Here is a 15,317-nt window from a genome sequence, read left to right on the forward strand (position 1 = left end):
CGGTAAAATACCCACACTAAATAAAAAGTAATTTAATAAGTGACGGTCACGAGTAGCGTGTCGCTGTAATTTCCCGCAGTGGGAAATGTGCTACTGGCAAACAATTGCGCATATAAAACGATCTGTTGTAGCGTGCTATTTGCCGTAATGACCTGTACTGTGCCGCCGTTACTGCCATTGCCCCAAATAACACTGCGAGCGCTATCTTGAAATATTTGATAAAACAGATATTCGCCGGTCGCGCTGTTGAGTAATCGCCTGCCAGTGGCAATATTCCCAGCGGTATTTGCACCACTACTCAACGCCAGAGTGATGCTTGGCGTACCACTGCATTGAATAATGATTGAACCGGCATTTTGACTGGAGACGATATTGATGGCCGTTGACAGCGAAGAGACATTGCCAAAATTCAGCGCGCCAAAGCTGCTGCTATCGCTATTGCCACTACCTAAAATACAGCCAGGTAATATGGTTGCGTTAACGGTAAAGGCGCGATTTAGCGTTTCCCCATAACTGTTTGTCGTGGGCAAAGCCAACAGACTAAAGACCAGCAATGCAATGACGGTGGGATAGAAACTGTGATGCGCCATTTTGCTTCCCCTACCAATTAACCGTGACTTGAATCGTGTCGGTATAAATACCAGCCGCCGGTGTGCTTTGTATTGGGATCAAACCATAAACGGGGAGGATAACGGGCTGCCCACTGGCAACTTGAGAAATGCCGACGATATTGTCCCAAATATGGCTATGCGCGGAGTCGGTATACAGGTTGTAATTGACATGCTGATTTGTCGGCCCTCCGACTAAATAGCGGCTGCTGACACTTCCGCTTTGCCCGGCACTGAGCAACACGGTAAAGCTGGTGTTTTTGCTGCATTGCACGGAAATTGCCCCAGCGTTCGCCTGACCGGTCACTGCGATTGGGGTACTCAGCACAGTCGCGGTGCCAAAATTCAAGGTGCCAAAGCTGGTGGTACCACTGACAGTCGTACCCGCAATGCAGGTGGATAATAATGTGGCGTTGACCGTAATATTCGCGGTTTTAGATACGGCATAAACTGGATAAGTTTGCAGTAACAGCAGACCGACGATTACCCATAACAGTAGGGTTTTCTCGTCGTTTATCGGCGAATTATCCGCTTCTCTCTCCAATATCATGCCCACTACCAATTGACGGTCACGTTTACCGTGTCGGTATAGGTATTGACTCCTGGGGTTGCCTGTGCAGGAACTTCGCTATAAATCGTGAGAGGAATAGCAGTGCCGATCGCCGCTGCCGTGCCTGTAAGCAGATCCGATCCCGTTGTTCCCCACGCCTGACTATAGTTGCTGTCTTTAAACAAGTTATAGTTCACAAACTCAGACCCGCCGGATAAACGGCGCTGGGTCGTTGAAGCATGTGCGCCATTGTCTATTCCGATATTGTAGGCAGTGCCCGCACTACAGTATAAATTCAGTGCGCCATTGGCTGTGCTGCTGTACGCCTGTCTGATTCGGGTATTTAAGGTAGAGACGGTACCGAAGCTTATGGTGCCTAAATTGGTTATCCCACCGGGGGTAGTCCCGTCGTTGATATAACATCCCGTAATAATGGTTAATGTCGCGCCTAGTGTCCCGGTTACTGCACCTGCACTTTCTACTGGCGAAGCTGATTGTAATAAAACCATTGCACCTAGAATAAGTAAGGGTTTCTTCATTATTGCTTCCTTAATCATAAAATTTGCAGCCAGGTAATCTAGAGTTGAGTTGCGCCAATAACGTAGCGCAACTGATGTTTTTGACACTAATCATTAAATAATCTAGATAATTAATTAATAGCAGCAAGATGCAGAAAGTGTTCGATTTTGATCGAAAAATTACTCATCCATCTCATATTTATCATTTATTGTATTTTTTGGTTGAAAAATGGCAGGGATCGTTTAATCCCTACATTCAAGATAAATTTATGTTTTGTGGTTTTAATTCTTAATTTGAATCCTTTCAGCAACATCACAAACTCGCCATGCTCATCGAGTGGGAAATATTTATTAATTAGATTTATTTCTTAAATGGATTACAGAGATTCCCAACGCGATCGTGGCTAATAGAGCGGCGACGCCGTAAGTCAATTGCATTCCCTGGCTAATATCCATCGCTGCTGCCAGTTGAATATCTTGAGAGGCTGACGCGAAGGCAAAAATAGCCCCCATAACCGAGGCACCGGTGATCAGCCCAAGGTTACGTGACAGGTTGAGCATGCCGGAAACGACACCCCGTTGATCGGCGCGAACAGATTTAATCATTTGGGTATTGTTGGCGGTCTGAAAAATGGCATAACCTGCCGTAATCAGGCAAACCGGGACGACATAGCCAGCTACACCCCAAGCTGTGGGGATTATCGCCAATATCGTGGCTCCAAAAGTGACGCCGACCAATCCGCTGGTCACCATTATTTGAGCGCCTAATTTATCCACCCCATAGCCCGCCGGAATACCGCTCAGCGCCGCGACTATCGGGCCAGCAGACATTGCTAAGCCAACCCATTGCGCTGGCAGGCCCAGCACCCGTGAAAGATAAAACGGCCCGACAATCAATGTGGTCATCATGATGGTAGTGACCAACGTGCTCATGATTAAACTGCTGCGCAACACTGAATGGCGCATCATGGCAGTTTGAATTAAGGGGAATTTCGCCCTTTTTTCTACCTTGCTAAATAGCCCGACACCGATGGCTGCTGCTGCTAATAACGCTAAATTACGCGTATCAAATCTGCCATGACCCCATGTCATCGACAGCGCATACAGCGCCAGAGTCAGGCCCAACAGCAGCATCCCAATGGGGTCAAAACCAGATTGCAGCTGAGAGAATGTAGTCCGATTACAGGGCAAGTAACGCGATATCAGGAGCAGGGCCAGTAGCCCAAAAGGGATATTAATTAAGAACATGGCAGGCCAACCGAACCCGGCAATGAGTATGCCACCGAGAGAGGGGCCAAGTGCGGTACCGATGGCTGAGACAGTGCCGAGCATCCCCATGACTCGCCCGGTTTTTTCTGGGCTAACCGTTTCACCTACCAATGCCAATGTCAGTGTCATCATGGCGGCGGCACCTAATCCTTGCAGGATGCGTGCGGCTATTAATACCTCCATGTTGGGGGCGAGTGCGCAACCCACAGAGGCGACGCTGAATAATCCAACCCCAGCTTTTAGCAACAGGCGCTTGTCAATGATATCGCCCATGCGCCCAATACTGATGGCGGATGTGGTGATCGCCAGTAAATAGGCCAGCACCACCCATTGCGCTTGTTGGAATGAGGCATTTAAAGCCTGCGTCAATGTGGGTAATCCTACATTGGCAATGCTGGTGGCTAATGATGAAAGCAGCATCGGCAGGGAGAGGCTGAGTATTGTTTTTCTCAGATTGGTGTTTTCGACATTGAATGAGTTGATGTGGTGGGTATTGGCTTTCATGTGTGGGGCGCTCCAAATAAGACGTATTGAGGAGGCTATTCCATTACATGACAGGGCGGAAGACGCACGAAATGCAGTTTATTACTGCATTCAACGCCATGTCATCACCGGTTGTGCTAGAGTCACTGCATGACAAAACCTGATCTCAATTTACTCATCACGCTCAATGTTCTGCTGGCGGAAGGCAGTGTGGTGCGTGCCGCCCAGCGATTAGGGCTAAGTCCATCGGCAATGAGTCGTGCACTGGCAAGATTACGCCAAACCACCGGTGATCCTTTATTGGTTAGGGCCGGGCGCGCATTGGTTCCGACGCCAAGGGCGCTTGAACTGCGTGAGCAGGTCAGCCAGTTAGTCGAGGGTGCAACATCGGTGCTGCGCCCGGCGGAGAAACTAAATCTTGCGCAGTTGGCGCGTATTTTCACATTGCGTACCAGTGACGGTTTTGTCGAAAATTTTGGTGCGGCGCTGTTAGCGCGAGTTAACCAAGATGCTGCGGGGGTGCGGCTGCGTTTTATGCAAAAAATGAACAAAGACAGTACATTACTGCGTGATGGCATTGTCGATCTGGAAACCGGTGTGGTGGGGTCTGCGGCCAGCCCTGAATTGCGCACGCGCGGGTTATTTCGCGATCGCTTTATTGGTGTTGTCAGGGCGGGGCATTCATTGTGCCAAGGGGAGATATCACCCGAACGCTATGCCAGCCAGGGGCATATTATGATTTCACGGCGTCAGGGCCATAAAGGGCCAGTTGATGATGCTGTGCAATTAGTTGGTTTGGAGCGAAACGCAGTGACTTATGTTGATGGCATCTCGACCGCGTTGGCATTAGCGAAAGGATCGGACTTGGTTGCCACCGTTCCCGAACGTCATACCCAGAATCTACGCAGCGGGATGTTCAGCTTTTCTCTGCCGATAACCTCACCGGTTATCATGGTTTCGATGCTCTGGCACCCGCGCATGGAGGCTGATCCGGCGCATCGTTGGTTGCGCCAATGTGTGTTGGATGTGTGTGGTGATGACCATCAGGGCGGCATAACCTTACCGCCCTGATAGGCCGCCGCACTAGAAGTGCGGTATCGCCGTTCCCCAGTTGCGCCACTCTTTAGGCTCTTGCGGGTTAAGTAGGAAGTGTTGATTCACACTGGCTTTCGGTGCCAATGGTGTCGTTGGTGGTGTGGCGAAAGCAATGCCACCGCGAATAAACTGCTGGAAGGTGCCACTTTTCACCACTCCACCGGTCAGGCCAAATTCAAGGTTATAGCCTGATGCCAGCCAGAAGACGCTGTTTTGTCGTACTAATTGCTGATATTTCTGACTGATGCGCAGGGAAACCTGTACCCGATCAGACATCGCCCCCAGATTAAATCCGGTCACCGTGCCCACTTCCAGCCCACGGAACAGAACCGGTGTACCCACCTGTAATGACCCAGCCTCAGCGGTATCGAGGATAATGCTCAGGCCATCAAGATAGCGCGAATCCGTAATGGTGGCGGTTTGCAGCTCAAAAGTGCGCAAGGTACCACCTTTACCTGGCTCGACATTAATGTAGGGCTGGAACAGGGTATCCAGGTTATTCACCCCGGCGGCAGAGATTTCCGGTGAAACAATCGAGAAACGGGTGCCGGCGCGAGCAAAACTCTGCACATATTCGGGGTAAAGCACGGCTTTGGCGAGCACTTCATTGCGCTCTGGGGCGAGTTTCAGCGATTCAACCTGACCGATATTGATACCCAGATAACGAATGGGCATGCCGGCGGCAAGTTTACTGGCATCAAAGGTGCGCAAGATAATCTGGCTCCCCACCGCGCGCGCCGCAGTTTCGTTGGCATAGAGGGTGCGTTTTGCGCCTTTATCCAGCGTCACGCCCTCAAGATTATCAAAGCTGATTGCGCCTTTTAATGCGCGATTCAGCGGGGAGGCTTGCACAGTCAAACCGCTACCGTTCAATTGCACTTTCGCTCCGCCTTCGGCCCAGAAGATACTCTTATCAGTGAGCAGCTTACGGTATTCCGGTTGAATATAAACATCCACTTCGAATTCATTGGCTTTCGGCCTGATCTGAGTAATTTCACCCACCTGGAATTTGCGATACAACACCACTGAACCGGTCTGCACATCAGGCAGGCTGGTGGCGGTTAAGGTGAGGGTGGTTGCCGGGCTATTGCCTAAAATGCCGTCGGTTGCTTTATCTATGCTGCTGTACAGCGGATACTTACCGAGTGGTTCACCTTTGCTGCCCGGCAGAATCACAATACCGCCATCAATCCACTCCTGTGCACTGGCACCTTGTATATCAATGCCATCGATGCCAAGTTTCACATCAAGGCGGCTGTTGACCACGAATTTGCTGTCTTTATGCACTAAATGACGGTATTTCGCTTCAATTGCTGCGGTAAAACTGACGCCATTGGCTGACAGTTCGCGCGTTAATACCTGACCAATTTTAATGCCATGTAGGGAGATAGGCTGGCCCACATCAATGCCGTAGCTTTCCGGTGCGGTGAGTTGCAATTCAAGCACATTGGGTTGCTGTAACAAGCTCTTACTGCTGGGCAACACGGTAAAGCGCTGTTGCGGCTCACCCTCGCCGGGAATGAGTTCCAGTGTATTACCGGTTAGCAGCTCACTCAGTTTGGTATCACTCAGGCTGATACGTGGGCTGTTCATTTCAATGCGTGTACCGGTACGCATTAAATTGACTACGGACGGGTCAATGGTCAGCTCGCCGGTGACTTTACCCTCTGGCTGGAGTGTCATTTTTGTCAGCGTACCAACTTGTAACCCCTGATAGATCAGCGGGGTACGCCCTTCACTCAAGCTGCTGCCGCTGGGTAAATCCAGTGTAATGGCGACACCGCGCTGACTGTGTGCCAAATCAGAATAGAGCTGGAAAGGCTGATCAGGCTTGGCGGGCTGGCTATTGGGCGGGGAGTCAAAAGCAATGGCACCATTGACCAACGCGGCCAGACTCTCCATCTGCACGGACGCGCCATTGAGACTGAAATCGCCTTTAAAACCAGATACATTCCAGAAGCGAGTGTCATTTTTGACCAGTTTGGCAAAGCGCCGGTCAATCAGCACATCAATGACGACACCGTTATTATCAGGCGCAATATTGTAATCGTAAACTTTCCCCACCGGAATTTTACGGTAATACACCAGTGAGCCATTATTCAGCGAACCCAGATCTGGCGCATGGAGATGCACCATTAACTCACCGGTATTGAGGCGGAATTTAGGTTGGGTATCCAGCGCGGTGAAGTGACTTTGCGGTTTGCCTTCACCGGGCATCATGCCGATATAGTTACCACCGACCAAGGCATCCAGCCCCGAAACCCCGGCCAATGATGCTTTTGGCGTCACCAGCCAGAATTGAGTGCCTTCACGCAGCGAGTCTTCCATGTCACTTTTGATACTGGCAGTAACTTTAATATTACGCAGGTCATCATCCAGACTGATGGATTGCACCATTCCGACTTCGACACCTTGGTAGCGGATCGGGGTACGCCCCGCCACAATCCCGGCCGCAGACTGGAAATCGATAGTGACTTCGGTGCCACGTTCTTGCCAGTTGTTATAAACCAGCCACCCCGCAATCAGCAGGGCAATAAAAGGCAGTAACCAGAAAGGTGATATCCGGCGTTTATGTTTAATCTGTGCCTCAGTCGGTGTACTCGGCGTTTCCTGTTGCATGTGCATCCCAAATCAATCGGCTATCGAGCCACTCAACAGCAAGGATAGTCAAAATGACCGCAGACCCAAAATAGAAGGCTGCTGGCCCCATAGTAAAGGAAAGGAGCTGATCGCGATTAATCAGCGACATCATTAGTGCAATAACAAAGAGATCCAGCATTGACCAGCGGCCAATCCAGGTAATCAGGCGCAGCAACCGCATCCGGGTTTTCAAGCTGTGCTGTGTCTTTAGATGAATACTCATCAGTAATGTTATTAAGACAATGATTTTGGTAAAGGGCACCAGCACACTGGCGATAAACACCACGGCGGCTATCGGCAGATTACCAGATGAAGCGAGCGAAACCACACCGGAGAAAATAGTATCCTCCATGCGCGTGCCGTTGGCATAAACAATTGATATCGGTAATAAATTGGCGGGCAGCAGCAACACGATAGAAGCAATTAACGCCGCCCAGGTTTTTTGGATGCTGTGACGGCGGCGATGGCGTAATGGGATGTGACAACGCGGGCAGCGGCCAAGGGCATCTGGGTGCCCGGTATAATGACAGGATAAACAGACGCGCAGCGTTTCTCTGGGGCCGGGGGGCTGCTCTTGCGGGTAAAAACGCTCCCACAATTGTTCCAGATTCAGATGTACCAGCGCCAGAATACTCAGTAATGTTAAGGTTAGATAAGCTATTAATCCGGGGCCGGCCATGACATCGGCGTATTCTTTGACTTTAATACAGGCCACCGCCATGCCGATAAGATAGATATCCAGCATCACCCACTCTTTCAATCGCTCCAGCATCAATAAGATTGGCCGCAGGTTCATGCCAATTCGACTGCCAATTCGTAGATAGAGTATTGAAACGGTCAGGGTAATCGGCGCACCCAGAATGCAAAACGCCACCATACTGGCGGTGATAGGGTGGCCCTGACGACTCATTTGCCAGATCCCTTCCAGCAAACTGGCATCAATTCGGGTGCCGAGCAGGCGGATAGTAATCAGCGGTTCGGTAAACGCAAAGGGCATCAGCATCAGCATGGCGACAGCAATGGCGGTCAGACGAGTCAGTGACCAATCTCGCCCACTGGCAATTTTTGCGCTGCAACGCGGGCAATAGGCGGTTTGCCTGCCATTGAGTGGCGGCAAGGTAAACAGCGCATCACATTGACAGCACCGCTGAAATCGGGCCGTGGACAATGGGCGCTGAATGGCATGTATTTTCATCTATTAAGCACCCTGACACCGACATCGGTCTGTAAATAGTAAACAGTAAACAGTAAATAATAGTGCGGATGGTAGCAGAGCAATCACTCAAAACAAGGGGCAAAAAGGGTCAAACCTACGATGTCGGCAACTCTTTTGCAGGGTAAGCGCCGAATAACCTTGTCGCAACACGCAATTAATGATTATTTTATATAAGCTACGCGCAACAATAGCCTCTGGCTATCCTTAGGTTTCTAACGGTCATTACATGAAAAAAGCAGAATTCTACGCGGAATTAAAACGTGACTTGAGTGCCCTGATTGCCGGTGAAACCAATTTCATCGCCACATTAGCCAATGCCAGCGCTTTAATTTATGAGCGCCTTGATGGTTTGAATTGGGCGGGTTTTTATTTGCTCGATGGCAATCAATTGGTGTTAGGTCCTTTCCAGGGAAAAATCGCCTGTGTGCGCATTCCTGTCGGGAAGGGGGTGTGTGGAACTGCGGTGGCAGAAAATCGCGTTCAGCGGGTCGGTGATGTGCATGCATTCCCCGGTCATATCGCTTGTGATGCCGCCAGCAATGCAGAAATTGTGCTACCAATCACAATTCAGGGAAAAGTTATCGGCGTTTTGGATATCGACAGCATTGTTTATGATCGCTTCGATAAAGACGATGAATTAGGCTTAATCTCAGTTGTGGCGGGGCTTTGCGAGCATCTGGAGCTTTGTGACAGTGCAAAATATGTCACACAGGCTGCAAGTTGATATACGGATAACGTGGCAATTGCTGATGGCGTCATTATAATGACGCCTGTTCATGCCTGCGCTGGTTGGCAAACCCGTTGTAATCAGGAAATTTCATGGAAAATCAACCTAAGTTGAACAGTAGTAAAGAAGTCATAGCCTTTTTGGCTGAGCGGTTCCCGCTTTGTTTCACCGCCGAGGGCGAAGCACGTCCACTGAAGATCGGTATTTTTCAAGATCTGGTCGAACGTGTTCAGGGGGAAGAGAATTTAAGCAAAACGCAATTGCGTTCTGCGCTGCGTCTCTACACCTCAAGCTGGCGTTATCTTTATGGGGTCAAAGTCGGTGCTGAACGTGTTGATTTGGACGGCAACCCTTGTGGTGTGCTGGAAGAGCAACATGTCGAACATGCCCGCAAACAGCTGGAAGAGGCGAAAGCCCGTGTTCAAGCACAACGTGCTGAACAACAAGCTAAAAAGCGCGAAGCTGCCATTGCTGCGGGTGAAACCCCAGAGCCACGTCGCCCACGTCCGGCAGGTAAAAAACCTGCGCCGCGTCGTGAAGCGGGTGCTCCGGTGGAAAACCGCAAGCCTCGTCAGTCACCTCGCCCGCAACAGGCTAATCAAAAACAAGCTCGGCCACCTCGTCCACAGGCCGAGGAAAACCAGCCACGCCCTGTGCCGGTCACAGATATCTCTAAACTGCAAATTGGTCAAGAAATCAAAGTCAGAGCAGGCAAGAGCGCGATGGACGCAACCGTATTAGAAATCGCTAAAGATGGCGTACGGGTGCAGCTATCTTCCGGTCTGGCGATGATTGTGCGCGCAGAACACTTGCAGTTCTGATACGGAGGCCAACCTAGGCATGAACAAATTTGTCAGACTAACAGCAATCGCAGGCTTGTTACTGGCGGGGGCAAGTTACGCTGCTGATACCACAACGTATCGCATCGACCAACTTCCTCAATTACACCAGGAACCAGAGCATGCAACCGTGAGTGAGCGCGTAACATCGCGCTTCACTCGCTCTCACTATCGCCAATTTGCATTGGACGATCAGTTTTCCGCCAAAATATTTGATCGCTACCTCAACATGTTGGATTACAACCACAATGTGTTGTTGGCATCAGATGTGGCCAAGTTCGCGGATAAAAAACATTCGCTGGACGATGAGTTAAAGTCAGGTCAATTAGATACGCCGTATGCGTTATTCAATTTGGCGCAAAAACGCCGTTTTGAGCGCTATCAATATGCACTGTCCGTGTTGAACCGTCCCATGGATTTTACCGGTAATGACACCATTGATATTGATCGCAGCAAAGCGCCTTGGCCGACTAGCGAAGCCGAGCTGAACAAGCTTTGGGACGCAAAAGTTAAATACGATCAGCTCAATTTGAAACTAACCGGTAAAACGGACAAAGAGATCAAAGAGACGCTGACGAAGCGCTATCAGGCAGCCATCAAACGTTTGACGCAAAGTAATAGCGAAGACGTCTTCCAACTGATTATGAATGCGTTTGCCCACGAAATTGACCCTCATACCAATTACCTGTCCCCACGTAATACCGAACAGTTCAATACCGAAATGAGCTTGTCTCTGGAAGGTATCGGTGCCGTTCTGCAAATGGATGATGATTACACATTAATCAACTCCATGGTTCCAGGTGGCCCGGCCGCGAAAAGTAAAACTATCGCGGTGGGTGATCGGGTGATCGGTGTTGGTCAAACGGGCAAACCGATGGTGGATGTTATCGGCTGGCGTCTTGACGATGTGGTCGCGCTGATTAAAGGGCCAAAGGGCAGTAAAGTGCGCTTGGAAATTTTACCAGCCGGTAAAGGGACGAAACCTCGCACCGTGACCTTGACGCGGGAGCGTATTCGTCTGGAAGACCGCGCGGTGAAAATGTCGGTGAAAACCATCGGCAAAGAACGTGTTGGCGTACTGGATATTCCGGGGTTCTATGTTGGCCTGACCGAAGATGTTAAGGCGCAATTACAGAAACTGGAAAAACAGAATGTTAGCAGCATTATCATTGATTTACGTAGCAATGGTGGTGGGGCGCTGACCGAAGCCGTCTCCTTGTCTGGTTTGTTTATCCCAAGTGGCCCAGTGGTTCAGGTGCGAGATAACAACGGTAAAGTGCGCGAAGACAGTGATACTGACGGTGTGGTGTATTACAAAGGCCCGCTGGTGGTCTTAGTTGACCGCTACAGCGCCTCTGCATCCGAGATTTTCGCTGCGGCAATGCAAGATTATGGCCGGGCTTTAATTGTCGGTGAGCCAACCTTCGGTAAAGGTACGGTGCAGCAGTACCGTTCACTGAATCGTATCTACGATCAGATGTTGCGTCCTGAATGGCCGGCATTGGGTTCATTGCAATACACTATCCAGAAATTCTATCGGGTAGATGGTGGCAGTACTCAGCGTAAAGGGGTTACCCCAGATATTGTGATGCCGACCGGTGTTGATCCGGCAGAAACCGGTGAAAGTTTCGAAGATAATGCCTTACCTTGGGACAGTATCAATGCTGCCAGTTATACCAAAGTGGGCGATTTGAAACCGCTGGAGCCTGAGTTACTCAAAACACATGCCGCCCGTATCGCCGCTGATCCGGAATTCCAGCATATTCAGCAAGATATTGAGCGTTATAAAGCTCTGAAAGATAAGAAGAACATTGTCTCTCTTAATTACGCTCAGCGTGAAAAAGAGAACCATGATGATGATGCCACACGTCTGAATCGCTTAAATGAGCGCTTTAAACGTGAAGGTAAGAAGCTACTGAAGTCATTGGAAGATTTGCCAAAAGACTATCAGGAGCCGGACCCATATCTGGATGAAACCGTGCATATTGCATTGGATTTAGCTCATAAAGAAAAAGCGCAACCACAGGTTGACTCTCAACCGGCAGCGTCTGCTGCGCCAGCAACAGCCGCAAAATAATCTGCGGATATAGACCTAATCCGGGTTCTTAGAGCCCGGATTTTTTTTACTTTTTTTTCATGCCACTACTGTTCGATTGGCGAAAAAACAGCTTAATATGTAATAAAAAGTATCCAAATTTGTAAAGTTATGTTGATTTCCTCTCTTAGAACTTAACAAGCCTTGAAAATTTATCAGATGCCCATACGATCAGCATATCTCAGTAGTTATTTGGCTAAGTCATCATGTCAATTTTGGCTTAATACGATGTCGATTTAATACTGTCGTCAATTAACAGAATAAGGAAATAAATTTTTATGATGCGTATCGCTCTATTCCTACTCACCAACCTGGCGGTCATGTTGGTGTTCGGGTTGGTGCTTAGCCTGACAGGTATTCAGTCCAGCAGTGTGCAGGGGCTGATGATTATGGCCGGTCTGTTTGGTTTCGGCGGCGCATTCGTTTCGTTGCTGATGTCCAAATGGATGGCTCTTCGTTCCGTGGGTGGTGAAGTTATTGAGCAGCCGCGCAACGAAACTGAGCGCTGGTTATTGGAAACAGTACGTCGTCAGTCTCAGCAGGCAGGCATTGCTATGCCGCAAGTGGCTATCTATCAGGCTCCAGATATAAATGCTTTCGCGACCGGTGCTCGTCGTGATGCTTCATTGGTCGCTGTCAGTACCGGTTTGTTGCAGAACATGAGCCGTGATGAAGCAGAGGCAGTTATTGCCCATGAAATTAGCCATGTGGCGAATGGTGATATGGTCACCATGACTTTGATTCAAGGTATCGTGAATACCTTCGTTATCTTCATTTCACGTTTGATTGCTCAGGTTGCCGCCGGCTTCTTGTCGGGTGATCGTGATAATGAAGGGAGCAGTTCAGGTAACCCAATGGTTTACTTTGCGGTTTCAATGGTATTGGAGCTGGTGTTCGGTATTCTTGCGAGCATTATTACCATGTGGTTCTCGCGTCATCGTGAATTCCATGCCGATGCCGGTTCAGCAAGATTGGTTGGGCGTGAGAAGATGATTGCTGCATTGCAGCGGCTGAAAACCAGCTATGAACCACAGGAAGCCGGTAGCATGATGGCTTTCTGCATTAACGGTAAATCTAAATCATTCAGCGAGCTGTTTATGTCCCACCCGCCGCTGGACAAACGTATTGAAGCTTTGCGTTCTGGTGAATACCTGAAATAACCGCTATTGATATTAAATAAAAACCCCGCTATCTGGCGGGGTTTTGCTTTGTGCTAAACCTTCGTTAAATAGCCAACAAATTGGTTTTCACGCAGCAACGCCACCTTACCAGATGTATAGAAGATAACGGTCAATAAACCTTGTGAATAGACCTTGGCCTTGGGTTCATCTTCAATCAAAGCCGCAGGTTTCCCAGCGACAGTGACAATACCTAAAGAATCGCGCTTAACATCGACGCCATAACCGCTGTAATGTTGGTTCGCCTTTTTGGCTGCTTGAGCGAACTGTACAGCATGCGCCGCATTCTGTAATGCCTGGGTTTCAGCCGCGGCATTGATGGTGTTGGTGCGGTTTTGTTCGCTAATATAGCAAGCATCCCGAGACACACCTTGCGCTTCACAGGCGGCAATTCTCTCGGCCTGTGAGCTGCAACCTGCCAACAGGATAGCGATAACACCAGCGAGTAGGGTTTTATACATCATTTTTGGGCTTCCCAATTGTGACTTAATACGGCGACGGATGAGCCGACGACTTTCATAACGTCAGAAAATTGATTTATCGAGGCAGCGACAAATATTGCTGCTGCCAGCAAACACGCTTGCAGGAAAATAATAATATTCAGTTTCATTTCATTACCAGCCATAAGAGGTACCTGCACCCCAGCCAAAGTTATGCTGTGTGTCATTACTTACCGTGAGTTTGACTATAGTATTTTGAGTGGCGTGGAAAGATGCGCCTACCGCTAGTGCATTTTCTGAGCCATAACCTCCAATCCCTGCGCCCAGCGCGAATTGCTGAGATTCCTGTACTTGTGGGATATTCGCCATCGCTGCTACCCCAGCAATACCTGCATCTGAGCGTGATTGATTGTTATCGACTTCGGATTTCAGATTGGCAAATTCCTGGTTGCCCTGACTTGCCAAAGTGCTAATACGCGCATCTTGAGTGCTTAGGCGTTGAGTATTCTGAGATACTGCGGTGGTATTCTTTTGTACGGCAACGTCATTGTGATGGTCAGTGCCATTTAAACCCGCAGCCCCTGTAGCGCCTACAGCCCCGTCTTTACCGTTGGCTCCATTCTGTCCATCTTTGCCATCAGCGCCGTCTTTACCATTTGTGCCATCTTTCCCATCTATTGGCTTGGGTTCATCTTCCAGCAGTTGAATACGTCCTGCATTATCATTGGCCAGAGTATTGGTTTTGTCTGCCAGCTCCAGAACCTCTTTAATGTTACCAACGACACTTACCCCCCATTCATGATTATAGCCAGGTACATCTTCGGGGGGCGGGTAGTGTGGCATCAACAGTAGTGCTGAATATTGAACCAAGAGCAATAATCACCGCTAATTTAGAACGCTTCATATCGTTAAGTTTTTCTCTAAAATTAAGAATCTATTTTTGATTCTATTGGACACAAAAAATGTTGCCTTTAATAAAAAATACGTACTAAAAAGTAGATTTGCAATAAAAATATGTGACTTATTTCACGATTAACAATATGTTCACGGCGAAAATTGGTTTCTATCAGAATCATTAAAATTAATATATAGAACTCACAAATGCGATCTATAGTTATTTAAGTCGTTTCCATTTGAATTGTATGAGGATATTTCGGTTTCCATCAGCAACAGTTTGCGCTGTTCCCGTTCCGGAAGGTACAATAAGGACCATTCTTTGTTGCGGAATTGTGTTTCTATGAGTGACGGATTAAGAGATAAACTGAAAAAACTCAGGTTAGGTAAGACTGAAAATAATGGGGTAAAACCGTTTGTTCAAGCTTACCAGTCTCTTGGTTTGCAAAAAGAAACTGAGCTGGCTGATTTGATGGCCGCTAATCGCTCAACCATCAATAAGTATCTTAACGATAAAGTCTCTGTGCCCGCCTCAGCGGTGACTCTCGCCGCTTTGCTAAGATATCTGCAGATAAGAGATAAGCGCCTTTATCAAGAGTGGGAAGTTATTACCAGTTACATGAAAGGCCGGGCTAAAAGAGGTGGGGATGAGACAACCCTGATCGATTTTATTAGTGACTCGGCATTACTGGAATCCATTCTGCGCATTGCCAAAGATGAAGGGCGAATTGATGACCCTAAATGATAATAGGGCCATCAATTATT

The 15,317-nt window shown here is 48.8% G+C and carries 15 protein-coding genes; 6 read left to right on the plus strand and 9 right to left on the minus strand.

The genetic code is table 11. From position 1 onward, the window contains the following. Positions 1 to 32: 32 nt before the first annotated feature. The 4 genes from HU019_RS05510 to HU019_RS05525 form a co-directional block, all read right to left on the minus strand. Positions 33 to 590, minus strand: a complete 558-nt coding sequence (locus tag HU019_RS05510) for a Csu type fimbrial protein (RefSeq protein WP_174847550.1) — start codon at positions 588 to 590, stop codon at positions 33 to 35. Positions 591 to 600: 10 nt separating this feature from the next. Next, positions 601 to 1,158 (minus strand): Csu type fimbrial protein, encoded by a 558-nt coding sequence (locus tag HU019_RS05515; RefSeq protein ID WP_174847551.1) that lies wholly within the window; start codon positions 1,156 to 1,158, stop codon positions 601 to 603. Positions 1,159 to 1,163: 5 nt separating this feature from the next. Then, positions 1,164 to 1,715, minus strand: a complete 552-nt coding sequence (locus HU019_RS05520) for a Csu type fimbrial protein (protein ID WP_455570230.1) — start codon at positions 1,713 to 1,715, stop codon at positions 1,164 to 1,166. A gap of 312 nt (positions 1,716 to 2,027) precedes the next feature. Next, on the minus strand, positions 2,028 to 3,449 hold the full coding sequence (locus HU019_RS05525) for an MFS transporter (RefSeq protein WP_174847553.1): 1,422 nt from the start codon (positions 3,447 to 3,449) through the stop codon (positions 2,028 to 2,030). A 129-nt stretch (positions 3,450 to 3,578) separates the two neighbouring features. On the opposite strand from HU019_RS05525, the gene HU019_RS05530 reads away from it, so the two are divergent. Beyond that, positions 3,579 to 4,499 carry a LysR family transcriptional regulator gene (locus tag HU019_RS05530; RefSeq protein ID WP_174847554.1) on the plus strand — a complete coding sequence of 307 codons (921 nt, stop codon included), beginning with the start codon at positions 3,579 to 3,581 and terminating at the stop codon, positions 4,497 to 4,499. 12 nt (positions 4,500 to 4,511) lie between these two features. On the opposite strand, the gene HU019_RS05535 is transcribed toward HU019_RS05530, so the two are convergent. Together HU019_RS05535 and yebS are read right to left on the minus strand one after the other, a co-directional pair. After that, a complete protein-coding gene (locus HU019_RS05535) occupies positions 4,512 to 7,142 on the minus strand; it encodes a PqiB family protein (protein ID WP_174847555.1) in 2,631 nt (876 codons plus the stop codon). Beyond that, positions 7,111 to 8,358 (minus strand): membrane integrity lipid transport subunit YebS, encoded by a 1,248-nt coding sequence (gene yebS / locus HU019_RS05540; protein ID WP_174847556.1) that lies wholly within the window; start codon positions 8,356 to 8,358, stop codon positions 7,111 to 7,113. Before yebS ends, HU019_RS05535 begins: the two co-directional genes overlap by 32 nt. A 247-nt stretch (positions 8,359 to 8,605) precedes the next feature. Here yebS and HU019_RS05545 point away from each other — a divergent pair, with 247 nt between their 5' ends. The 4 genes from HU019_RS05545 (at position 8,606) to htpX (ending at position 13,200) form a co-directional block, all read left to right on the plus strand. Further along, the gene (locus HU019_RS05545; RefSeq protein WP_174847557.1) at positions 8,606 to 9,103 is read left to right on the plus strand and encodes a GAF domain-containing protein; all 498 of its coding nucleotides are present in this window, start codon (positions 8,606 to 8,608) and stop codon (positions 9,101 to 9,103) included. 95 nt (positions 9,104 to 9,198) lie between these two features. Then, complete coding sequence (gene proQ / locus HU019_RS05550) at positions 9,199 to 9,927, plus strand: RNA chaperone ProQ (RefSeq protein ID WP_050077545.1); 729 nt, start codon at positions 9,199 to 9,201, stop codon at positions 9,925 to 9,927. 19 nt (positions 9,928 to 9,946) lie between these two features. Next, positions 9,947 to 12,022 (plus strand): carboxy terminal-processing peptidase, encoded by a 2,076-nt coding sequence (gene prc, locus HU019_RS05555; RefSeq protein WP_174847558.1) that lies wholly within the window; start codon positions 9,947 to 9,949, stop codon positions 12,020 to 12,022. A gap of 296 nt (positions 12,023 to 12,318) precedes the next feature. Next, a complete protein-coding gene (htpX, locus tag HU019_RS05560; protein WP_174847559.1) occupies positions 12,319 to 13,200 on the plus strand; it encodes a protease HtpX in 882 nt (293 codons plus the stop codon). Between the two features lie 53 nt (positions 13,201 to 13,253). Here the strand turns inward: htpX and HU019_RS05565 are convergent, their stop codons facing one another. The 3 genes from HU019_RS05565 to HU019_RS05575 are packed head-to-tail and all read right to left on the minus strand — an operon-like array spanning position 13,254 to position 14,501. Then, positions 13,254 to 13,682, minus strand: a complete 429-nt coding sequence (locus HU019_RS05565; protein WP_174847560.1) for a hypothetical protein — start codon at positions 13,680 to 13,682, stop codon at positions 13,254 to 13,256. Next, complete coding sequence (locus HU019_RS05570) at positions 13,679 to 13,843, minus strand: hypothetical protein (RefSeq protein ID WP_019083017.1); 165 nt, start codon at positions 13,841 to 13,843, stop codon at positions 13,679 to 13,681. Before HU019_RS05570 ends, HU019_RS05565 begins: the two co-directional genes overlap by 4 nt. After that, complete coding sequence (locus tag HU019_RS05575) at positions 13,833 to 14,501, minus strand: YadA C-terminal domain-containing protein (RefSeq protein WP_227739302.1); 669 nt, start codon at positions 14,499 to 14,501, stop codon at positions 13,833 to 13,835. Before HU019_RS05575 ends, HU019_RS05570 begins: the two co-directional genes overlap by 11 nt. A gap of 394 nt (positions 14,502 to 14,895) precedes the next feature. Between HU019_RS05575 and HU019_RS05580 the strand changes: the two genes are divergently transcribed. Further along, a complete protein-coding gene (locus tag HU019_RS05580; protein ID WP_019079270.1) occupies positions 14,896 to 15,297 on the plus strand; it encodes a hypothetical protein in 402 nt (133 codons plus the stop codon). Positions 15,298 to 15,317 lie beyond the last annotated feature (20 nt).

It is taken from the genome of Yersinia artesiana, assembly GCF_902726545.1.
Lineage (GTDB): Bacteria > Pseudomonadota > Gammaproteobacteria > Enterobacterales > Enterobacteriaceae > Yersinia > Yersinia artesiana.